The sequence below is a fragment of the Streptomyces microflavus genome (assembly GCF_014650075.1).
GTDB lineage: Bacteria > Actinomycetota > Actinomycetes > Streptomycetales > Streptomycetaceae > Streptomyces > Streptomyces microflavus.
On the sequence record NZ_BMUG01000002.1, the window covers coordinates 513,937 to 534,429 of the forward strand.

General features: G+C 69.8%; 20 protein-coding genes and 1 tRNA gene. 9 read left to right on the forward strand and 12 right to left on the reverse strand.

Features of this window, described 5'->3' with window-relative positions:
• Positions 1-5 precede the first annotated feature (5 nt).
• A complete protein-coding gene (locus IE264_RS07370; RefSeq protein WP_078657414.1) occupies positions 6-1,514 on the reverse strand; it encodes a DUF2252 domain-containing protein in 1,509 nt (502 codons plus the stop codon).
• Between the two features lie 120 nt (positions 1,515-1,634).
• Entirely contained in the window at positions 1,635-1,988 is a 354-nt protein-coding gene (locus IE264_RS07375) for a winged helix-turn-helix transcriptional regulator (RefSeq protein WP_015609792.1), read from the reverse strand.
• Positions 1,989-2,123: 135 nt separating this feature from the next.
• Between IE264_RS07375 and IE264_RS07380 the strand changes: the two genes are divergently transcribed.
• Positions 2,124-2,735, forward strand: coding sequence for an FMN-dependent NADH-azoreductase (locus IE264_RS07380; protein ID WP_032755883.1), 612 nt, complete (start codon positions 2,124-2,126; stop codon positions 2,733-2,735).
• Positions 2,736-2,868: 133 nt separating this feature from the next.
• Here the strand turns inward: IE264_RS07380 and IE264_RS07385 are convergent, their stop codons facing one another.
• Positions 2,869-3,687, reverse strand: coding sequence for a ScbR family autoregulator-binding transcription factor (locus tag IE264_RS07385; protein ID WP_015609794.1), 819 nt, complete (start codon positions 3,685-3,687; stop codon positions 2,869-2,871).
• 316 nt (positions 3,688-4,003) lie between these two features.
• A tRNA-Leu gene (locus IE264_RS07390) sits at positions 4,004-4,086 on the reverse strand.
• A gap of 319 nt (positions 4,087-4,405) precedes the next feature.
• Here IE264_RS07390 and IE264_RS07395 point away from each other — a divergent pair.
• The 6 genes from IE264_RS07395 to pknB all read left to right on the forward strand — a co-directional run bounded on the left by IE264_RS07395 (position 4,406) and on the right by pknB (position 12,433).
• Positions 4,406-5,272 (forward strand): FHA domain-containing protein, encoded by an 867-nt coding sequence (locus IE264_RS07395; protein WP_031122512.1) that lies wholly within the window; start codon positions 4,406-4,408, stop codon positions 5,270-5,272.
• Between the two features lie 10 nt (positions 5,273-5,282).
• Positions 5,283-5,801: an FHA domain-containing protein FhaB/FipA gene (locus tag IE264_RS07400; protein ID WP_015609796.1), complete on the forward strand. Its 519-nt coding sequence runs from the start codon at positions 5,283-5,285 to the stop codon at positions 5,799-5,801.
• A gap of 135 nt (positions 5,802-5,936) precedes the next feature.
• Positions 5,937-7,388, forward strand: a complete 1,452-nt coding sequence (locus IE264_RS07405; protein ID WP_032755882.1) for a Stp1/IreP family PP2C-type Ser/Thr phosphatase — start codon at positions 5,937-5,939, stop codon at positions 7,386-7,388.
• A gap of 22 nt (positions 7,389-7,410) precedes the next feature.
• Positions 7,411-8,811 carry an FtsW/RodA/SpoVE family cell cycle protein gene (locus tag IE264_RS07410; RefSeq protein WP_015609798.1) on the forward strand — a complete coding sequence of 467 codons (1,401 nt, stop codon included), beginning with the start codon at positions 7,411-7,413 and terminating at the stop codon, positions 8,809-8,811.
• Entirely contained in the window at positions 8,808-10,265 is a 1,458-nt protein-coding gene (locus IE264_RS07415; RefSeq protein WP_015609799.1) for a peptidoglycan D,D-transpeptidase FtsI family protein, read from the forward strand. Before IE264_RS07410 ends, IE264_RS07415 begins: the two co-directional genes overlap by 4 nt.
• A gap of 173 nt (positions 10,266-10,438) precedes the next feature.
• Positions 10,439-12,433 carry a Stk1 family PASTA domain-containing Ser/Thr kinase gene (gene pknB, locus IE264_RS07420; RefSeq protein ID WP_032755881.1) on the forward strand — a complete coding sequence of 665 codons (1,995 nt, stop codon included), beginning with the start codon at positions 10,439-10,441 and terminating at the stop codon, positions 12,431-12,433.
• A gap of 116 nt (positions 12,434-12,549) precedes the next feature.
• On the opposite strand, the gene IE264_RS07425 is transcribed toward pknB, so the two are convergent.
• The 6 genes from IE264_RS07425 to IE264_RS07450 form a co-directional block, all read right to left on the reverse strand.
• Positions 12,550-13,281: a class E sortase gene (locus IE264_RS07425; RefSeq protein ID WP_015609801.1), complete on the reverse strand. Its 732-nt coding sequence runs from the start codon at positions 13,279-13,281 to the stop codon at positions 12,550-12,552.
• A 25-nt stretch (positions 13,282-13,306) separates the two neighbouring features.
• Complete coding sequence (locus IE264_RS07430) at positions 13,307-14,620, reverse strand: class E sortase (protein ID WP_032755879.1); 1,314 nt, start codon at positions 14,618-14,620, stop codon at positions 13,307-13,309.
• A complete protein-coding gene (locus IE264_RS07435; protein ID WP_015609803.1) occupies positions 14,617-15,255 on the reverse strand; it encodes an aminodeoxychorismate/anthranilate synthase component II in 639 nt (212 codons plus the stop codon). Before IE264_RS07435 ends, IE264_RS07430 begins: the two co-directional genes overlap by 4 nt.
• Positions 15,252-15,440, reverse strand: a complete 189-nt coding sequence (locus IE264_RS07440; protein WP_015609804.1) for a hypothetical protein — start codon at positions 15,438-15,440, stop codon at positions 15,252-15,254. The genes IE264_RS07435 and IE264_RS07440 overlap by 4 nt, the downstream gene beginning before the upstream one ends.
• Positions 15,441-15,529: 89 nt before the next feature.
• Positions 15,530-16,222 carry a class E sortase gene (locus IE264_RS07445; protein ID WP_032755878.1) on the reverse strand — a complete coding sequence of 231 codons (693 nt, stop codon included), beginning with the start codon at positions 16,220-16,222 and terminating at the stop codon, positions 15,530-15,532.
• Between the two features lie 49 nt (positions 16,223-16,271).
• On the reverse strand, positions 16,272-17,039 hold the full coding sequence (locus IE264_RS07450) for a DUF881 domain-containing protein (RefSeq protein ID WP_015609806.1): 768 nt from the start codon (positions 17,037-17,039) through the stop codon (positions 16,272-16,274).
• 143 nt (positions 17,040-17,182) lie between these two features.
• On the opposite strand from IE264_RS07450, the gene crgA reads away from it, so the two are divergent.
• Positions 17,183-17,437: a cell division protein CrgA gene (gene crgA, locus IE264_RS07455; protein ID WP_015609807.1), complete on the forward strand. Its 255-nt coding sequence runs from the start codon at positions 17,183-17,185 to the stop codon at positions 17,435-17,437.
• Between the two features lie 316 nt (positions 17,438-17,753).
• Here the strand turns inward: crgA and IE264_RS07460 are convergent, their stop codons facing one another.
• Together IE264_RS07460 and IE264_RS07465 are read right to left on the reverse strand one after the other, a co-directional pair.
• Positions 17,754-18,659 carry a rhomboid family intramembrane serine protease gene (locus tag IE264_RS07460; protein ID WP_032755876.1) on the reverse strand — a complete coding sequence of 302 codons (906 nt, stop codon included), beginning with the start codon at positions 18,657-18,659 and terminating at the stop codon, positions 17,754-17,756.
• A gap of 146 nt (positions 18,660-18,805) precedes the next feature.
• Entirely contained in the window at positions 18,806-19,333 is a 528-nt protein-coding gene (locus tag IE264_RS07465) for a peptidylprolyl isomerase (RefSeq protein ID WP_031122520.1), read from the reverse strand.
• A gap of 297 nt (positions 19,334-19,630) precedes the next feature.
• Between IE264_RS07465 and IE264_RS07470 the strand changes: the two genes are divergently transcribed.
• Positions 19,631-20,341 (forward strand): DUF5324 family protein, encoded by a 711-nt coding sequence (locus tag IE264_RS07470; RefSeq protein WP_190167597.1) that lies wholly within the window; start codon positions 19,631-19,633, stop codon positions 20,339-20,341.
• Positions 20,342-20,493: the final 152 nt, after the last annotated feature.

Here is a 20,493-nt window from a genome sequence, read left to right on the forward strand (position 1 = left end):
GCCCCTCATATACCGCGCTCGGCGGCCACCCTGCCCGTCTTGATCGCCCGCTCCAGCTCCGCGTGGTCCGCCTCCGTACGGTCGGCGTACGTCACCGCGAAGTCGGCCACCGCCGCGTCGAGCTCGTCGTTCTTGCCGCAGTAGCCGGCGAGCAGACGGGGGTCGGCGCTGTGGGAGTGCGCGCGGGCCAGCAGGGCGCCGGTCATCCGGCCGTAGTCGTCGACCTGTTCGACGGTGAGCGCGGCAGGATCCACGCTGCCCTTGCGGTTCCTGAACTGGCGCACCTGGTACGGCCTGCCGTCCACATCCGTCCAGCCGAGCAGGATGTCGCTGACGACCTGCATCCGCTTCTGGCCGAGCACCACGCGGCGGCCCTCGTGCCCCTCCTGGGGCACATCGAAGCCGACGTCCGGCAGGTGGGGCGCCAGCGCCGAGGGACGCGCCTCCTTCACCTGGAGGACCAGCGGCTCCCCGCGGTGGTCCAGCAGCAGCACCACGTACGACCGGGTCCCGACGCTGCCGGTGCCGACCACCCGGAACGCCACGTCATGGATCGCGTACCGCGCCAGCAGCGGCACCCGGTCCTCGGACACCGTGGAGAGATAGCCGGCGAGCCCGGCCGCGACCGCCGCGGCCTCGGCGTCCGGCACCCGGCGCAGCACCGGCAGGGCGTCGACGAAGCGCCGGCCGCCGTCGAGGCAGTCCTCCGTGGACCGGGCGGCGAACCGGGCACTGGTGTTCCTGCGGGCCTTCTCCGAGACCTTCTCCAGGGTGCCGACCAGATCGCGGGCGTCCGTGTGCGAGACGAGCTCCTCGTCCGCGATGGCGTTCCAGGCGTCGAGCGCGGGCAGTCGCGCCAGCAGCCGCATCGTGCGCCGGTAGGCGCCGACGGTGTCGAAGGCGCCCTTGCGGCAGGTGTCCTCATCCGCCCCGGCGGCCCGGCCCGCCAGGACGAGCGAGGTCGCGAGCCGCTTGAGGTCCCACTCCCAGGGACCGAAGACGGTCTCGTCGAAGTCGTTGAGATCGATGACCAGGTTGCCCCGGGCGTCGCCGTAGAGGCCGAAGTTGGCGGCATGGGCGTCACCGCAGAGCTGGGCCCCCACGCCGGTGACGGGGGTCCCCGTCAGGTCGTGGGCCATCAGCCCGGCAGAGCCGCGCAGGAAGGCGAAGGGCGAAGCGGCCATCCGTCCCACCCGGATCGGCGCCAGCCCCGGCACCCGGCCCCGGTTGGACTCCTCGACGGCCCGCACCGCGTCGGGGCGGCCCGACGGCAGGACCAGCGAACCGTGCGCGGAACGCGGAACCCGGTCGCGGAGCGCCTTGCCCGCGTCCTTGGCGGAACCCGCCTCCCCGCGCCGGGCGAACCCGGGCACGACGGGTATACGGCCGTCCGCCCCGGACCCCCTCTGCTCCGCCCCGGACGCCCGCTGCTCCGGCGCCGCTCCCTCGCCGGGACTCACGCCTCCGACGGGACTCACGCCTCCGCCAACGCCCGTACCTTCGTTGACGCCCATGGAGCGTCGCCTCCCCCACCTCGTCGGCTCTCGGACCGAGCAAGACCGTACCGCCGTTCCCCCGCGGCCGTCCGCCCCTGTGGACAACTCCGGAGCGACCCTCGACGGCCCAGCAGCAGATCAGCAGCCGGTACCCGGCTCCGGTTCCGCGAGATACGTGTCCGCCCACTGCCCGAGCTCCTTGAGCGCCGGCTCCATCGCGGCACCGGCCTCGGTGAGGCGGTACGCGACGCGCAGCGGCGGCCCCTCGTCGACCTCCCGGATCACCAGACCGGCCGCCCCGAGCTCGGCCAGCCGGTCCGAGAGCATGCGCTCGCTGATCCCGGGAATCGCGCGGCGCAACTCCGCGAAGTGCACCGGCCTCTGCAGCAGCACCGAGACGATCGGCCCGGTCCAGCGCTTGCCGAACAGTTCGAAGACACGGCTGATGCCCACATCGACCCGCCGACAGGTCTGCTCGCTGTGATCTGCCATACCCCTAGAGTACTGCGCCGGAGTAGGGCACTTATGAAAAGTAAGGGACTATGCTATTAGTAGTTACGTACGGAAAGGGGCAGCGCTCGGGCATCCGGCGCCGCCCCGTCCCCTTCGCTCTCTGTGGAGATCCCCATGGCCACGCTTCTGCACCTCGACTCCGCCGTCCTTCCCCAGGGCTCCGCGTCCCGCGACGTCACCGCCGCGTTCGTCCAGGCCTGGCTCGAGCAGAATCCGGACGGCACCGTCGTCCGTCGCGACCTCGCCGCCGACCCGCTGCCCCACCTGGACGCGGCGGCAGTGGTGGCGGGCGCCGACGACCCGCTGCGCCGGGAGCTCGCGGAGGAGCTGGCAGCGGCGGACGCCGTCCTGATCGGTGCGCCGATGTACAACTTCACGATCCCCTCGACCCTCAAGGCCTGGCTGGACCAGGTGATCATCGTCGGGCACAACGCGGGGCCGGACTCCCCCGTGGCCGGGACCCCGGTGACCGTCGTCGCCAGCCGCGGCGGCTCGTACGCTCCCGGCACGCCGCGCGAGGGCTTCGAATTTGTCCAGAATTACTTGGAGAAGCTGCTCACGAGCATGTTCTCCGCCGAGGTGGACTTCATCGTTCCGGAGCTGACCCTCGCCCACTCGCAGCCGACGATGGCCGAGCTGATCCCGCTCGCCGAGGCCTCCCGTGCCAAGGCGTTCGACGAGGCCCGGGAGAAGGCGAAGGCTCTCGCCTCCCGCCTCGCCGCCTGACCCGACGGGCAGCACCACAACGGAAGAAAGAAAACAGGGCCGCGGAACTCGATCGAGTTCCGCGGCCCTGCCATGTCTTCCACCGGGTGATCACCAACCGGACGTTTCACGTGAAACGAAACACAGCCTCCGGTCAGATCCGTCCGCCGGCCGTCGCACCGGCCCCGGCAGGTTCGTCGGCACCTTCCTCCTCGGCCTGGTCCCGCGTACCGCGACCGGTCCCGCCGCGCTGGCCGCCCCCGCCGTTCCGCGGACCGGCTGCCGCGGACCCACGGGCCGCCTCCGCCGCAGCGGCGATCTCCCGGGCCTCACGCTCCGCCTGCTCCGCCATCTCACGCGCCTGGGCCGCGAGATCCACCCGGCCCTCGGGCTTGATGTGGGCGATGACACCGGGGTGGGCGATCGACGGCAGGAGGTGGCGCCACATCTCGGCCACCTGCTCCCGCAGATCGGCACGCCCGGAGTCGGCTTCCGATATCAGCTGGATACCCGTGAACGAAGCCACGATGACCTTGGCGGACACCATCGGATCGACATGGGGCAGCACCTCGCCCCGCTCCTTGCCCAGCTCCAGCATCCGGGCCGTCGCATCGATCCAGTCGCCCCAGGGGTGCGGCCCGCCGAGGAAGACGCCTTCGATGGAGAGGCGGGTACCGGCACGCGCCATCGCGTTGTGGCGCAGGGCGAAGGCGAACTGCTGGCCGCCGTCCACCAGCGACTGGAGCGGCGATCCCTCCTGGGCGAACTCGACCGTGGAGGTCTGCTCGTCCATGATCGCCTGGGCGATGGCCTCCTTGGACGCGAAGTGGAAGTACAGCGCCCCCTTGGTCACCTTGGCGCGGCGGAGGATCTCCGAGATGGCGGCGCGCTCGTAGCCGTAGTCGTCGAAGACACTCGCCGCGGCATCCACGATCGACCGCCACGTCTGCACCGCGCGAGCCTGCTTCGCCATTTCCTGCCTCCGGGACGTTCTGTGCGCTCAGCCCTTCACTGCCGAGCAGCCGTCGATCCAGCCTCTGCGGTCAGCGTATGCATGCATGCCGCCCCACAGACCATCGGTCTGTCCGGAAACCGCTCCAGCAACCGCACCGGAGAGGCCCCGACGACCGTCTCGTCCTCCGACGGGACATACCGACCGCGCTGCCTGTTTACCCTTCCGCCGCCCCGCCGACACAGCCGACGGAACAACGAAGAACCCCCGCTCCGGATCTCTCCGAAGCGGGGGTTCTCTCGAATCAACATGAACAGTTGCAAGCAACCGCTCGTTGTGCGCGAGGGGGGATTTGAACCCCCACGTCCCTAAGGACACTGGCACCTGAAGCCAGCGCGTCTGCCGTTCCGCCACTCGCGCAAGAGTGGTGTTTCCAGGCTCTCCCACCGTTTGTTCGGTGCGTTCCCCTGGCGACATCCGGAAGATTAGCACGGTGGACAGGGTGGATTCACATCCGTTGTTTTGCCGATCCCTGGAGGGGAAACGGGAACGCGGAGCCATCGCCCCCACTCCTCCAGAGAGCATCGCGTGTGCGGGACACTGTGAGGAGGCCACCTCTACGATCCGTGTGAGGGGTGACACTCATCCACAGGGCAGAGAAGGGGAACCAGCCGATTTCCCGACGCGTGGATACGATCAGTAAGCAGTACAGGGACGATGACACCGGAGGAGGTGCCCCATGGGGGTCATGAAGCGTTTCGAGCAGCGCCTCGAAGGGCTGGTCAACGGCACCTTCGCCAAGGTCTTCAAGTCCGAGGTGCAGCCGGTGGAGATCGCGGGAGCACTCCAGCGGGAGTGCGACAACAACGCGACGATCTGGAACCGCGAGCGGACCGTCGTCCCCAACGACTTCATCGTCGAACTCAGCACTCCCGACTACGAGCGGCTCAGCCCGTACTCGGGCCAGCTGGGCGACGAGCTGTCCGGCCTGGTGCGCGACTACGCCAAGCAGCAGCGCTACACCTTCATGGGACCGATCAAGGTCCACCTGGAGAAGGCCGACGACCTCGACACCGGTCTCTACCGGGTGCGCAGCCGCACCCTGGCGTCGAGTTCGTCACAGTCCGACCAGCCGGGACAGCACGGCCAGCCCCAGCGGCCCGCCCCCGGGCGGCCCGCCGCTCCGCAGGCGCCCGGCGGCTACGGCTACCCCCCGGCAGCACCTCCGCCGATGCCCGCGGCCCCGCCGCCGGGCGGCGGACGGCCCGCGGCCCCCACGAGCGACCGGCGCCCGCCGGCCGGGCCCGGCGCGCTGCCGGACGCCCAGGTGCGGCGCTGGATCGAGATCAACGGCACCCGCCACCAGATTTCCCGCCCGACGTTGGTGATGGGACGATCCACCGACGCCGACGTGCGGATCGACGACCCCGGCGTATCGCGCCGGCACTGTGAGATCCGGACCGGAACGCCCTCGACGATCCAGGATCTCGGGTCCACCAACGGCATCGTGGTGGACGGGCAGCACACCACCCGCGCTACGCTCCGCGACGGCTCGCGGATCGTCGTGGGCAGCACCACCATCGTTTACCGGCAAGCCGAAGGGTGAAGCGGGGGCAATGTCAGAGCTGACCCTGACGGTCATGCGGCTAGGTTTCCTGGCTGTTCTGTGGCTGTTCGTCATCGTGGCCGTCCAGGTCATCCGCAGCGACCTGTTCGGAACGCGCGTCACGCAGCGCGGCTCACGCCGCACTGCCGCCGAAGCGCGCCCGCAGCAGGGCCGCCAACAACAACAAGCGGCGCCGCCCCAGCAGCGCCAGCAGCCCGGGCGCCAGCGCCGCGGGGCACCCACCAAACTGGTCGTCTCCGAAGGCACCCTCACGGGCACCACGGTCGCGCTCCAGGGCCAGACCATCACGCTGGGCCGGGCCCACGATTCAACGATCGTGCTGGACGACGACTACGCGTCCAGCAGGCATGCCAGGATCTATCCGGACCGGGACGGACAGTGGATCGTTGAGGATCTCGGGTCCACCAACGGCACGTATCTGGAACGGACCCGGCTCACCACCCCGACGCCTGTTCCGCTGGGCGCGCCGATCCGTATCGGCAAGACCGTCATCGAGCTGCGGAAGTAGTACGACAATGAGCGAGCGGAGCGAGCGAGCCGCGGCGGCCTGGACGACGGACGCCGCCCGGTTCCCGACCGGAGGGTGGGCAGTGTGGCTCCAGACAGGCTGTACCCCGACGCGGCGTCGACCGGGCAGGTGCGCATGAGTCTGTCCCTGCGCTTCGCCGCCGGATCGCACAAGGGCATGATCCGGGAGGGGAACGAGGACTCCGGCTATGCCGGCCCGCGCCTTCTCGCCATCGCCGACGGCATGGGCGGCCAGGCGGCCGGTGAGGTCGCCAGCTCCGAGGTGATCTCCACGCTCGTCCAGCTCGACGACGACGTACCGGGCTCGGACATCCTCACCTCGCTCGCCACGGCGGTGCAGCAGGCCAACGACCAGCTGCGCGTCATGGTCGAGGAGGACCCCCAGCTGGAGGGCATGGGCACCACGCTCACCGCCCTGCTCTGGACCGGCCAGCGCCTCGGCCTGGTGCACGTCGGCGACTCCCGCGCATATCTGCTGCGCGACGGCGTCCTGACGCAGATCACCCAGGACCACACCTGGGTGCAGCGCCTCGTCGACGAGGGCCGCATCACCGAGGAAGAGGCCACCACCCACCCGCAGCGCTCCCTGCTGATGCGGGCACTGGGCAGCGGCGACCATGTCGAGCCGGACCTCTCCATCCGCGAGGTCCGCGCCGGTGACCGCTATCTGATCTGCTCCGACGGCCTCTCCGGCGTGGTCTCCCACCAGACGATGGAAGAGACCCTGGCCAGCTACCAGGGCCCGCAGGAGACCATCCAGGAGCTCATCCAGCTGGCTCTGCGCGGCGGTGGCCCCGACAACATCACCTGCATCGTGGCCGACGTCCTGGACGTCGACAACAACGACACCCTGGCCGGCCGGCTCAACGACACCCCGGTCGTCGTCGGCGCGGTCGCGGAGAACCAGGCGGCCCAGCTGAGCGACGGCGGGGCCATGCAGACCCCCGCCGGGCGCGCGGCCGGGCTCGGCCGTCCCGCCCCGGCCCCGCAGGGCGGCTTCGGCCCGCCCGGCAGCGGCGACGCCGGCTACGGCTCCATGCCGGACGGTTCGTACGACTCCTACACCGACGACGACCTGGCCAAGCCGCGCGGCGGCCGTAAATGGCTCAAGCGTTCCGTCTTCACCGTGCTGGCGCTGGCCGTGATCGGCGGTGGCCTCTACGGCGGCTACCGCTGGACGCAGACCCAGTTCTACGTCGGCGCGCAGAACGAGAACGTGGCGCTGTTCCGCGGCATCAGCCAGGACCTCGCCTGGATCTCGCTCTCCGAGGTCGAGAAGAACCACCCCGAGATCGAGCTCAAGTACCTGCCGCCGTACCAGCGCAAGCAGGTCGAGGCCACGATCGCCGAGGGCAGCATCACCGACGCCCGCAAGAAGGTCGACGAACTCGCCGCCCAGGCCTCCGCCTGCAAGAAGGACGCGCAGCGCCGCGCGGCCGAGACCGAGGCCGAGACTTCCGCCACTCCGCCCACCGCGGGGACCAAGCCGACCAAAGCGACTCCCACTCCCGGCCCCAGCCTCTCGGAGGAAGAGAAGAAGCTGGTCCCGCAGTGCGGTAAGCAGTAAGCCGTAGGGGGCCTTCAGCACCATGAGCGTTGTCACCAACACGACCACCATCGGCGCGATCGACGCACCGAGCCGCCGCAACACCGAGCTGGCGCTGGTCATCTTCGCCGTCGCCATCTCGGTGTTCGCCTACGCCAACGTGGGCCTCGCCCTCAACGGCGAACTGCCCTCCGGCATGCTCGGTTACGGAGCGGGGCTCGCCCTGCTCGGCGGCGTCGCCCACCTCGTGGTGCGCAGGTTCGCCAAGTACGCCGACCCGCTGCTGCTGCCCCTGGCCACCCTGCTCAACGGCCTGGGCCTGGCGCTCATCTGGCGCCTCGACCAGTCGGAGCGGCTGCTCGCCCACCCCAGCTTCGCGCCCGCCGCCTCCAAGCAGCTGATCTTCTCGGCGATGGGGGTCGCGCTCTTCGTGGGAGTGCTGCTCCTGCTGAAGGACCACCGCATCCTCCAGCGCTACACCTACATCTCCATGGTGGTGGCGCTGGTCCTGCTGATCCTGCCGATGTTCTTCCCGGCCCAGTTCGGCGCGAAGATCTGGATCACCATCCCCGGGATCGGATCCATCCAGCCCGGTGAGTTCGCGAAGATCGTCATCGCGGTGTTCTTCTCCGGCTACCTGATGGTGAAGCGGGACGCCCTGGCACTGGCCAGCCGCCGCTTCATGGGCATGTACCTGCCCCGCGGACGCGACCTCGGTCCGATCCTGGCCATCTGGGCCATGTCGATCCTGATCCTCGTCTTCGAGACCGACCTGGGTACCTCGCTGCTCTTCTTCGGCATGTTCGTCGTCATGCTCTACGTGGCCACCGAACGCACCAGCTGGATCGTCTTCGGTCTGGTCATGTCGGCCGTGGGCGCCGTCGGTGTGGCCTCGTTCGAGCCGCACGTGCAGGACCGTGTCACCGCCTGGCTCGACCCGTTCGCCGGCTGGGGAACGCACCCGGCCAGTGAGCAGATGGCCCAGGTGCTGATGTCCTTCGGCTCCGGCGGCACGCTCGGGACCGGGCTCGGCCAGGGCCACTCCGACCTGATCCTCTTCGCGGCCAACACCGACTTCATCCTCGCCACCGTCGGCGAGGAGCTCGGGCTCGCCGGGGTGATGGCGTTCCTCCTGCTGTACGGGCTGATCGTCGAGCGCGGTGTGCGCACCGCCCTGGCCGCCCGCGACCCGTTCGGCAAGCTGCTGGCCATCGGGCTCTCCGGCGCCTTCGCCATCCAGGTCTTCGTCGTCGCCGGCGGTGTGATGGGCCTCATCCCGCTCACCGGTATGACGATGCCGTTCCTCGCGGCCGGTGGTTCGTCGGTCATCGCCAACTGGGCCCTGATCGGCATCCTGATCCGGATCAGTGACACCGCCCGCCGTCCCGCACCGGCGCCCGCACCCTCGACCGATGCCGAAATGACGCAGGTGGTCCGTCCGTGAACAAGCCCCTGCGCCGCGTCGCGATCTTCTGCGGCCTGCTGATGCTCGCCCTGCTCCTCCGGGACAACTGGATCCAGTACGTCCGCGCCGACGAGCTGACCAACCGCGCCGAGAACCGCCGTATCCGCATCGAGCGGTACGCCCACGAGCGCGGCAACATCATCGTGGACGGCAAGGCCGTCACCGGGTCCGTCGAGGCCAACGGCAGCGACTTCCGGTACAAGCGGGTCTGGAAGGACGGCCCCCTGTGGGCCCCCGTGACCGGCTACTCCTCGCAGGCCTTCGACTCCTCGCAGCTGGAGAACCTCGAGGACGGCATCCTCACCGGCAACGACGACCAGCTCTTCTTCAACCGCACCCTGTCGATGTTCACCGGGGAGAAGAAGCAGGGCGGCAACGTCGTCACCACCCTCAACGGGGCCGCCCAGAAGGCCGCCTTCAAGGGGCTCGGGGACAAGAAGGGCGCCGTCGTCGCCCTCGACCCGCAGACCGGTGCCATCCTCGCGCTGGCGAGCACCCCCTCGTACGACCCCTCGGTCTTCGCGGGCAACTCCGACAAGGACTCCGCGGCCCGGGAGAAGCTCCTGAAGGACAAGGACAAGCCGATGCTCAACCGGGCATTGCGCGAGACCTATCCGCCGGGCTCCACCTTCAAGGTCGTCACCGCCGCCGCCGCCCTGGAGAACGGGCTCTACGACGACATCGACGCCAAGACGGAGTCGCCGCTGCCCTGGACGCTGCCGCAGACGACCGTCCCGCTGCAGAACGAGGGCAACATCCCCTGCGAGAACGCGTCGCTGCGCGAGGCCCTGCGGGTGTCGTGCAACTCCGTCTTCGGGAAGATGAGCGACGACCTCGGCAACAAGAAGATGATCGAGCAGACGGACAAGTTCGGCTTCAACAAGGAAGTCTTCACCCCCGTCCGCGCCGACGCGAGCATCTACCCCGAGGACAACAAGCCGCAGAACGCGATGGCCGGCATCGGCCAGGCGTCCAACCGGACCACCCCGCTCCAGATGGCCATGGTGGCCTCCGCGATCGCCAACGACGGCAAGCTGATGCAGCCGTACATGGTCGCCAAGCGCCAGGCCCCCAACCTGGACGACGTCTACACCGCCGAACCCGAGGAGCTCAGCCGGGCGCTGTCCGGCGAGAACGCCCAGAAGGTCCAGCAGATGATGGAGACCGTCGTCAAGGACGGCACGGGAACCAGGGCACAGATCCCCGGCGTCACAGTGGGCGGCAAGACCGGTACCGCCCAGCACGGTCTGAACAACAGCGAGAAGCCCTACGCCTGGTTCATCTCGTACGCGAAGACCGACAACGGCTCCCCGGTCGCCGTCGCCGTCGTGGTCGAGGACGGCAACGCCAACCGGGACGACATCTCCGGTGGCGGGCTGGCCGCTCCGATCGCGCGCGATGTGATGAAGGCGGTCATCGACAGCAAGCAGTGAGACCCGTCACGGCGGTCGCCCGTCCATACCGGACATCGCATACCGGTCGGATATCGGCTTGCCGGGTGCGGGCTGATCACCTGCCGCGTGCCCGGTAGCGTATGCGCGAACAGCGCACCGCCGGACCACACACACGGGTGCGGTCAGGACTGACGGAGAGGGCTGGAACAGTTATGGAAGAGCCGCGTCGCCTCGGCGGCCGGTACGAGCTGGGCTCGGTGCTCGGCCGTGGTGGCATGGCCGAGGTCTACCTCGCCCACGACACCCGGCTCGGCCGCACCGTAGCTGTGAAGACGCTCCGGGCCGACCTGGCCCGTGACCCGTCCTTCCAGGCCCGGTTCCGCCGTGAGGCCCAGTCGGCCGCCTCGCTCAACCACCCCGCGATCGTCGCCGTCTACGACACCGGCGAGGACTACGTCGACGGGGTCTCCATCCCGTACATCGTGATGGAGTACGTCGACGGGTCGACCCTGCGGGAGCTCCTGCACTCGGGCCGCCGGCTGCTGCCCGAGCGCACGCTGGAGATGACGGTCGGCATCCTGCAGGCGCTGGAGTACTCGCACCGCGCCCAGATCGTCCACCGCGACATCAAGCCGGCCAACGTCATGCTGACGCGCAACGGCCAGGTCAAGGTCATGGACTTCGGCATCGCCCGCGCCATGGGCGACTCCGGCATGACCATGACGCAGACCGCAGCGGTCATCGGCACCGCCCAGTACCTCTCCCCGGAGCAGGCCAAGGGCGAGCAGGTCGACGCGCGCTCCGACCTGTACTCCACCGGCTGTCTGCTCTACGAGCTGCTCGCGGTCCGGCCCCCGTTCGTCGGGGACTCGCCCGTCGCCGTGGCCTACCAGCACGTCCGCGAGGAGCCGCAGCCGCCGAGCAACTTCGACCCCGAGATCACGCCCGAGATGGACGCGATCGTGCTGAAGGCGCTCACCAAGGACCCGGACTACCGCTACCAGTCCGCCGACGAGATGCGGGCCGACATCGAGGCCTGCCTCGACGGCCGGCCGGTCGCGGCCGCAGCGGCGATGGGCGCCGTGGGGTACGGGGGCTACGACGGCTACAACGCCGACCAGCCCACCACCGCCCTGCACCCGACCGACCCGAACAACGCGCAGACGTCGATGCTGCCGCCGGTCAACCCGGACGACGGCGGCTACGGCTACGACGACCGCGCGAGCCGGCGGCGCCAGCCGCAGAAGAAGAGCAACACCTCGACGATCCTGCTGGTCGTCGCGGGGATCCTGGTGCTGATCGGTGCGATCCTGATCGGCCGGGTCGTGTTCAGCGACACCGGCGACGACGGCCAGGTCCCCGTGCCGAACCTGGTCGGCTCCACCGTCCAGGAGGCGGAACAGCTCGCGGAACGCGCGGGGGTCGTCGTCAAGGTAGGCGGTGAGGAGCCGTGCGAGCAGCAGGAGAAGGACGACATCTGCTCGCAGACCCCGAAGGACGGCACGATGGACGAGAACGGGACCGTCACGGTCATGGTCTCCTCCGGTGCGCCGAAGATCGAGGTGCCCGATGTCCTGGAGAAGTCCGAGGACGGTGCCCGCAAGGCCCTGGAGGACAAGGGCTTCACGGTCAACGTGACCGCGGTCGAGTCCGAGAAGGCCGAAGGCACGGTGATCAAGCAGAAGCCGGACGGCGGCACCGAGGCGGAGGACGGCTCCGAGGTGACCATCACGGTCGCCAAGAAGGAGGCTCTGGACCTGCCCGACATGCGCACCCGCACCTTCGCGGCCGCGGAACAGCAGCTGCGGGGCATCGGCTTCACGAACATCTCGCGGACCGACATCGACAGCGAGCAGCCGAAGGACACGGTCGTCGAGCAGACCCCGCAGCCCGGCAAGCACGCCAAGGACGCGCAGATCGTCCTCAAGGTCTCCAAGGGCCCGGCGGAGCCGCCGGAGCCGGAGAAGACCCAGGTCCCGCAGATCCAGGGCCTGACGCTCGGCGAGGCCAAGGCGAAGCTCCAGGAGGCGGGCCTGACGGTCGGCAACATCCAGGGGTCGCAGGACGACAACGCCGTCGTGGCCGTCGTGCAGCCGGGGGTCGGTGAGACCGTGGACAAGAACTCGGCGGTCAACATCTTCGCCACCCCGGGCGGCGGCGGGGACCAGGGCGGCGGCGGCCTCTTCGGAGGCCCGTCGGGCAGGTAACGCCCGCAGCAGGCACGACGTACGGAGAAGGCCCCGGTCACCGTGGATGGTGACCGGGGCCTTCGCCGTACCTGCTGTGTTCGCGTGTTCGCGTGTTCGCGGGGAGGACGGCGCGGCTAGAGCAGCTCCACCGGCTTCGTACGGTCCTTGTCGACCTTCTCCGTACGCTCCAGCTCGCCCCAGACGATGTACCGGTACTTCGACGTGTAGACCGGGGTGCAGGTCGTCAGCGTGATGTAGCGGCCGGGCTTCTCCGCGCCCGACTCCTCCGGGACCGGCTGGATCACATCGACGTTGAACTTCGAGGTCTCGGGGAGCGACTTGTAGACCTTGTAGACGTACCAGGTGTCCTTGGTCTCGAAGACGACCGCGTCACCGTTCTTCAGCTTGTCGATGTTGTGGAACTTGGCGCCGTGCCCGTCCCGGTGCGCGGCCAGCGTGAAGTTGCCCTCGTCGTCCCAGGGGAGGGCGGAGGGGACCGGGTCGGTGTAGTAGCCCGCGATGCCGTTGTTGAGTGTCTTGGGGTCGGTGCCCTTCTTGACCAGCACCTCGCCGTTCTTCATGGCGGGGACGTGCAGGAAGCCGATGCCGTCCTTGGTGTCCAGGGCACCCGGACCGTCCGCCCACTTGCTGCGGACCGTGTCGCCCTGCTTGTCGGCCTCCCGGTCGGCGAGCACGTTGGTCCACCACAGGGAGTACGCGACGAAGAGCGCGAGCACCAGGCCCGCGGTGATCAGCAGCTCGCCGAAGACGCTGACGGCGGTGGCGATGGGGTGCCTGTTGCCGGGGCGGGGTGCCGGGGGCGTGGACGCGTCGGTCCGCTCGTCGTGCTCGGTCCTCGCTGCCACCGCACCGCCCCTGTCGTGATGATGTTCAGCCCACGAGCGCTTTGGGCTTTCCCTCGCTGCGCGGCCGTTCGTCGACCATCTTGCCCCAGACGATCAGCCGGTAGGTACTCGTGAACTCCGGGGTGCAGGTCGTCAGCGTGAGGTACCGGCCCGGCTTGTCGAACCCGGATCCGACCGGGACGGGTTCGATCACCGAGATGTTGGACGGCGAGGTCTGCGGCAGGACGCTGGTCATCTCGTACGTGTAGTACGCGTCCCTCGTCTCGACGACGATCGGGTCGCCGGGGGTGAGCGTGTTGACGTAGCGGAACGGCTCCCCGTGGGTGTTGCGGTGGCCCGCCACCGCGAAGTTGCCCTGCTTGTCCTCGGGCATCGCCGTCTTCAGCTTGCCCTCGCCGTAGTGGCCGAGCATGCCCCGGTCCAGGACCTTCTCCTTGTTGATGCCCTCGGCGATCGGGACGACGACGTCCAGCTTGGGGATGTGCATGATCGCGAAGCCCTGGCCGGGCGCGAACACCCCTGGCTTGCCCGCCCCCTTGGCCCACTCCTCCTGGATCTTGTCCGTCTCCCGGCCGGCGATCTGCTCGGCCCTGACGTTGGTCCACCAGAGCTGGTAGGTGACGAACAGCAGCATCAGGACGCCCAGCGAGATGAAGACCTCGCCGACGACCCGGCTGGCGACCACGGCCGGACTGTCCTTGGCGGCCTTCGCCGCGCGCCGCGCCTCCATCCGGGACAGCGGTGCGGCGGGTGTGGCGGCCGCTGCGGACGCCGGGGCGGGACGGCGGCCGCGCCCCTTGGCCGCCCGGCGCCGCTCGGCACGTCCTCCGGTGACCGGTTCGGTCGGCGCGGGTCCTTCGGGCGGCCCGGAGCGGCCGTGCGGCTCCGCCACTATTCGCCTGGTGTCCGCGGTCCGCAGCCCCAGGGTCTCGTCGGGAACGGGCGGTGTCACCGTTACGCGACGGGGCCCGGGGTCCGGAGCGGGCGCGGGAACAGCCGCGGGAACAGGCGCAGGGGCCTGCTGGGCGCCGTACCAGTCCCGTTGGTACCCCTCGGGGTCGTACCACTCGTCCGGGGCCCCCTGCGGCTGCTCAGGGCCCCCGTACGCCTGGGGCCGGGCCCCGTCCACCGGCGCGGCGTCCTGGCTCACACCGGTGCCCGTGTCGTCCTGGGCGGTGTCGCTCCGGAACCACGGGGAGGTGTGCTGCTCCGGCAGCGGGTCGTTGAGCGGATCCGCGAGACCCTCCACCGCCGCCACGAACGCCCCGTCGGCCCCGTACGCCCCTTGCTCGTACGGGCCCTGAAGTCCGGTGTCGTCCTCGGGGCGGGGTGCGGTCACGCGGCGGCCTTGCCCACCACCGGCGCGAGACCCGCCGACCGCGCGACGGCCCCCTGGTCGCCGCACTGCTCCAGCCAGTTGGCGAGCATCAGGTGGCCGTGCTCGGTGAGCACCGACTCGGGGTGGAACTGCACGCCCTCCACGGCCCGGTCCCGGTGGCGGAGCCCCATGATGATGCCGTCCGCCGTGCGGGCCGTCACCTCCAGCTCCGGTGGCAGCGCGGCCGGTTCGGCGGCGAGCGAGTGGTAGCGGGTCGCGGTGAAGGGGGAGGGCAGCCCGGCGAAGACGCCCTTGCCCTCGTGGTCCACGAGCGAGGTCTTGCCGTGCAGCAGCTCGGGGGCCCGGTCGACGACCCCGCCGTACGCGACGGCCATGGACTGCATGCCCAGGCAGACGCCGAAGACCGGGACGCCGGTGTCCGCGCAGTGGCGCACCATCTCGACGCAGACCCCGGCCTGCTCGGGCGTGCCGGGGCCGGGGGAGAGCAGGACGCCGTCGAAGCCGTCCTGGGCGTGGGCGGTGGTCACCTCGTCGTTGCGCAGCACCTCGCACTCGGCGCCGAGCTGGTAGAGGTACTGGACGAGGTTGAAGACGAAGCTGTCGTAGTTGTCCACGACGAGGATGCGTGCGCTCACTGCCCGGCTCCTGCCCCACCGGCGCTCGCGCCGTCGACGGTCACATCACCGAACGGGAGCAGCGGCTCCGCCCAGGGGAAGACGTACTGGAACAGCGCGTAGACGACCGCGAGAACCAGCAGGAGTGCGATGACGCTCCGCACCCATGCGTTGCCCGGCAGATGCCGCCAGATCCAGCCGTACATGCTGACCCCTCCATTCGGTACCCGCACCAGACTAGAGTGCCGCGGCCGGAGAGTGGGTCAGCCTGTGGAAAACCCCGGCCGGGCCCGGGTCAGCCGGTAAGGTCCGGCGGCTTCCCCTCGCTCACCGGCCGGGTCGCGTCCAGGTGCGCCCAGGCGATCAGCCGGTGGCTGCTGCCCCACTCGGGCTCGCAGGTGGTGAGGGTCAGATAGCGGCCGGGCCCCTCGAAGCCGGAGCGGCGGGGGACGGGGTCGACGACGGCCGTGTCGGTGGGCACGGTCCGGTAGGGCTCCTTGGCGATGCGGTACGTGAACCAGGTCGTGCCGTCGTTGACGATCACCGCGTCCCCGGGGCGCAGCTTCGGGAAGTCCTTGAAGGGGTCTCCGTACGTCCGGCGGTGTCCGGCCACCGCGAAGTTGCCGCTCTCCCCCGGCCGGGCGGTCCCGCTGTAGTGGCCGAGGCCCTTCTGCAAGGTCCTGGCCTCGGTGTTCTCCAGGACGGGCCACTCCCAGCCGGAGCCGAAGCGGGGGATACGCATGGTCGCGAACGGCTTTCCGTCGCGGTACGGGGACGGGGAGGCGGAGGGGGCCGACGGAGCTCCGGCGGAGGGCGCCGCGGGCTGCCGGGCCCACCGGCTGTTGAGCGTCGCGATCCCGTCGTCGGCCGCGTCGGCGGCCTTGACGCCCGTCCACAGCAGGACGTAGGCGACGAACAGGACGATCAGGGTGCCCACGGTGATGCACAGTTCGCTGAACGTTCGGACGACCAGTCGTAACGATCGCACCGACAGTGGTGACGGCACCGGACGGCCTCCCCGGGGGATCAGCTCGGGCTCACTCCACAGGCTTCGCGTAGTGGAGATCCACTGTGCCCGAGTAGCCGGGAAGAGTCACCGCGTCGTCCTCGTCGACTTTCCAGCCGAGCCCGTACGCCTTCACGTACAGCTGGTAGTTCTGGATCGCCGTGGAGTTGTTGAGCGCCTGCTTGAGCTTGCCGGGGTCGCCGACGGCGGTGACCTTGTACGGCGGGGAGTAGACCCGGCCCTGGAGGATCAGGGTGTTGCCGACGCACCGGACCGCGCTGGTGGAGATCAGCCGCTGGTCCATCACCTGGATCCCGCGCGCCCCGCCCTGCCAGAGGGCGTTCACCACGGCCTGGAGGTCCTGCTGGTGGATGACCAGGTCGTTGGGCTGGGGCTCGGGGTAGCCGGGGTTGGCGGTGGCGTCCGGGGGCGCGTCGTTGAGGGTGACGCTGACGGCGTCGCCGGTGATCTTCGTGGTGCCGGCCGCCTTCTCCAGCGCCTTCAGCTTGGCGTCCTCGGCCTCGGTGGAGCCGTCGTCGCGCTGGGCGAGCGCGTCGACGTCCGTGCGGGCGGTGGCGACCGCGTCGTTCAGCTCCGCGTTGTTCTCGCTGCGCTCCTTGATCAGGTCGGAGAGCTTGAGCAGGGAGGAGTCACTGCGCAGATTGGTGCCCTTGGCCGTGTTGGCGCTGGTGACGAAGATCAGTCCGGCCAGGGCGAAAACAGCAGCGGTGAGCCCCCGGACCGCCCACGCGGAGGTGTGCCGGACCGGGCCTTCGGGGGAGTCGGCAGAATTGCTCAACGTACCCTTATCTCATCGGGCGCCATGGAAGCACTACGCTAACGGACGCCCGGGGGAGGCAGCATTCCCCCTGGCACCCCCCGCCCCGGCGCCCGCCACAGATCCCTGCGCGGTCACGCAGCGCATCGACAGGAGAGTCCCTCGTGCCGAAGTCACGTATCCGCAAGAAGGCCGATTTCACGCCGCCCTCGGCGAAGCAGGCAACGACGATAAAGCTGACCAACCGCAGCTGGGTCGCTCCGGTGATGCTGGCCCTGTTCCTCATCGGGCTGGCCTGGATCGTCGTGTTCTACGTGACCGAGGGCGATCTGCCGATCGACGCCCTGGGCAACTGGAACATCGTCGTGGGCTTCGGCTTCATCGCCGGTGGCTTCGCCGTCTCCACCCAGTGGAAGTAGCTCCTCCCGCTCCGCACACGGTGGAAGTGGCTCCCCCCGCTCGGCCCGCCCTCGCGCAAGCCTTGCCCTGAGTTACCCACAGAGTTATCCACAGTCGGGGGAAAAGGTCAGACGATCTGTGGATAACTTCCGCGCAAGTTGACGCCGGTGTGACTGCAGCCTCCCTCGCCAGAGGGGGGCTGCACTGTGTGCTACCACGGAAAAACCCAGCTCAGCGACGGTGGGCACAGATGTTCCCCTTGCCATGCACAAGGGCGTGGCCTCACTGTGGACAACTGGGGTTTGCCCTGGGGGCAGAGAGCACTTCCCGGGCCGCTCAGCTCAGGGACATCGTGCGCGCGACGATGACCGCGACGCACGCCAGCAGCACCAGCGCACAGGTCCCGGCCTGCACCGCCGTACGCCGCTCACGCGGTGCGTGCACCATCCCGACCGCGATCAGGGCGCCCGCGACGAGGCCGCCCACATGCGCCTCCCACGCGATCCCGCCCATGGTGAAGGTGAAGACCAGGTTGATCGCCAGCAGCACCAGCACCGGACGCATGTCGTAGTTCATCCGGCGCATCAGGACGGCGGTGGCACCGAACAGGCCGAAGACCGCACCGGACGCGCCGAGCGAGGGCTGATTCGGCGCGGCGATCAGGTACATCAGGGCGTTGCCCGCGAGGCCCGACAGCAGATAGAGCGAGAGATAGCGGACGCGGCCGAGCGCGGCCTCCAGCGGTCCGCCCAGCCACCACAGACCCAGCATGTTGAACCCGATGTGCCACACCTCCTGGTGCAGGAACATCGAGGTCACCAGGCGGTACCACTGGCCCTCGGCGACGCCTTCGACCGAACCCGGCGGCGGTGTCGGGTCCCAGGCCCGGCCGAGCAGCACCAGGTCGTCGAGGAGGGACTCGGGCGCGACCTTGACCAGGATGAAGACCGCGAGATTGATGCCGAGCAGGATCTTGGTGACCAGCCGCGGATCGGCGGCCAGGGTGCCGCCGGCCAGCGTGCGGGGGGTGCTCGCGGAGGGGTGGTGGCCGGTGCCCGAGCCCTGGCGTACGCAGTCGGGGCACTGGAAGCCGACGGAGGCGCTGACCATGCACTCGGTGCAGATCGGCCGCTCGCAGCGCGTGCAGCTGATCCCGGTCTCCCGGCCGGGGTGCCGGTAGCAGGTCGGCACGGCCTCACCGCTCTCCGGTCCGCCCCGGTCGGTCGGCGGCTGCTGGTCCATCGGCCCGGCCTGCCTCTCGCGTCTCGCCTCCGGGCGCCGCACACACGGCCGCCCCGCTGGTCCGCTATGTAACAGTACGGACGGGCAGGGCGGTTGGTTCCCGGCGCTCCGGGCGTGAGCGGCCGGGGGCGGCCGGAACAGCCGGGTCAGCGGGTCTCGACGACGACCGACTCGATGACCACGTCCTGCACGGGGCGGTCGGTACGCGGGTTGGTCGGGGTGGCCGCGATGGCGTCGACCACCTTGCGGCCCGCCTCGTCGGCGACCTCGCCGAAGATGGTGTGCTTGCCGGTCAGCCAGGCGGTGGGCGAGACCGTCAGGAAGAACTGCGAGCCGTTGGTCCCCGGGCCCGCGTTGGCCATGGCCAGCAGATAGGGCTGGGTGAAGGCGAGATCGGGGTGGAACTCGTCGGCGAACTTGTAGCCCGGACCACCGGTGCCGTTGCCCAGCGGGTCGCCGCCCTGGATCATGAAGCCGCTGATGACGCGGTGGAAGACGGTGCCGTCGTACAGCCGGTCCGTGGACTTCTCGCCGTTCTCGGGGTTGGTCCACTCGCGCTGTCCGGTGGCCAGCTCGACGAAGTTCCTGACCGTCTTGGGGGCGTGGTTCGGCAGAAGCCGGATCTCGATGTCGCCCTGGCTGGTCTTCAAGGTGGCGTAAAGCTGCTCGGCCACGATCTGCCTTCCCTCATCCTTCGCTGACGTCAATCCTTCGCTGACGTCGGCCGAATCCTCCCACGTACCGGGAAATGTACGGCCGGATGCCTGGCGGAACGGCGCGTTCACCGCCAAACCATGGCATTGTCGTCGGCACACTTCACTTGCACGGTTTTACCGGCTTGTACCGTTTTGACGGAGACAGCGATCATGACCCGGATGCCCGTCCCGAGTGCCGGTCATGGCCGTGACAGGCATGATTTCGAATTGGGCGGAAAGGCGGAGTACCTACCCGCCACCAAGGAGGAGGATCCCGTGACCCGCATCGACAGCGTGCGCGCCGCAACCGACTCGGCCAGGGACAGCGCGCAGCACGCCGCGGAAGTGGTGGCGCCGTACGCCGACACGGCCAAGAAGCAGGCTGCACACTATGCGCACGAGGCCCGTGTCCAGCTCGCGCCCAAGGTGACGAAGGCCGCCAAGCAGGCCCGTGTCCAGTACGAGTCCCATCTCGCACCGCGTCTCGAACAGGCCCTGACCCATGTGCCGCCGAAGGTCGACGAGGCCGCGCAGCGTGCGGCGCACTCGACCCGGAAGGCCGCCCGGACCGCCGCCGACTACACCGCACCGCGCGTCGAGCACGCCAGGGCGGTGGCCGTGCCGGTCGCCGAGCAGGCGACCGCCCGGAGCGCCGCCGCGCTGGCCGCGCTGCGGAGCAACGTCACGGCCAAGGAGATCCAGAAGCTGGCCAGGAAGCACGAGCGGCGGGCCAAGGCCGGCCGGGCGACCAAGGGGCTCCTGGTGCTGGGTGTCCTCGCCGGTGGCGCCTATGCCGCCTGGCGCTGGTGGGACAAGCAGGCCAACCCGGACTGGCTGGTCGAGCCGCCCGTCGCCACCGAGGTCGGCGACGAGCGGTCGCCGCTGAGCTCGGTCGACGGCAGCGGGCAGGCCGTGCTCGACCCTGAGGTCAAGGCCAAGCAGGCCGAGGCGGACGGGGACACCCCGGGCCTCGACGACCGCCCCTGAGGGCAGTCGGCCCCGGAGCCCGTAACGCCGGCAGCAGACAGCAGACAGCAGACAGCAGGAGAGAACGCCGGTCCGCCACAGACCTTCACGGGTCTGTGGCGGACCGGCGTTCTCGTTGCCCGGGCCCGCCGCCGGTCCCCCGCGCCTCGGCA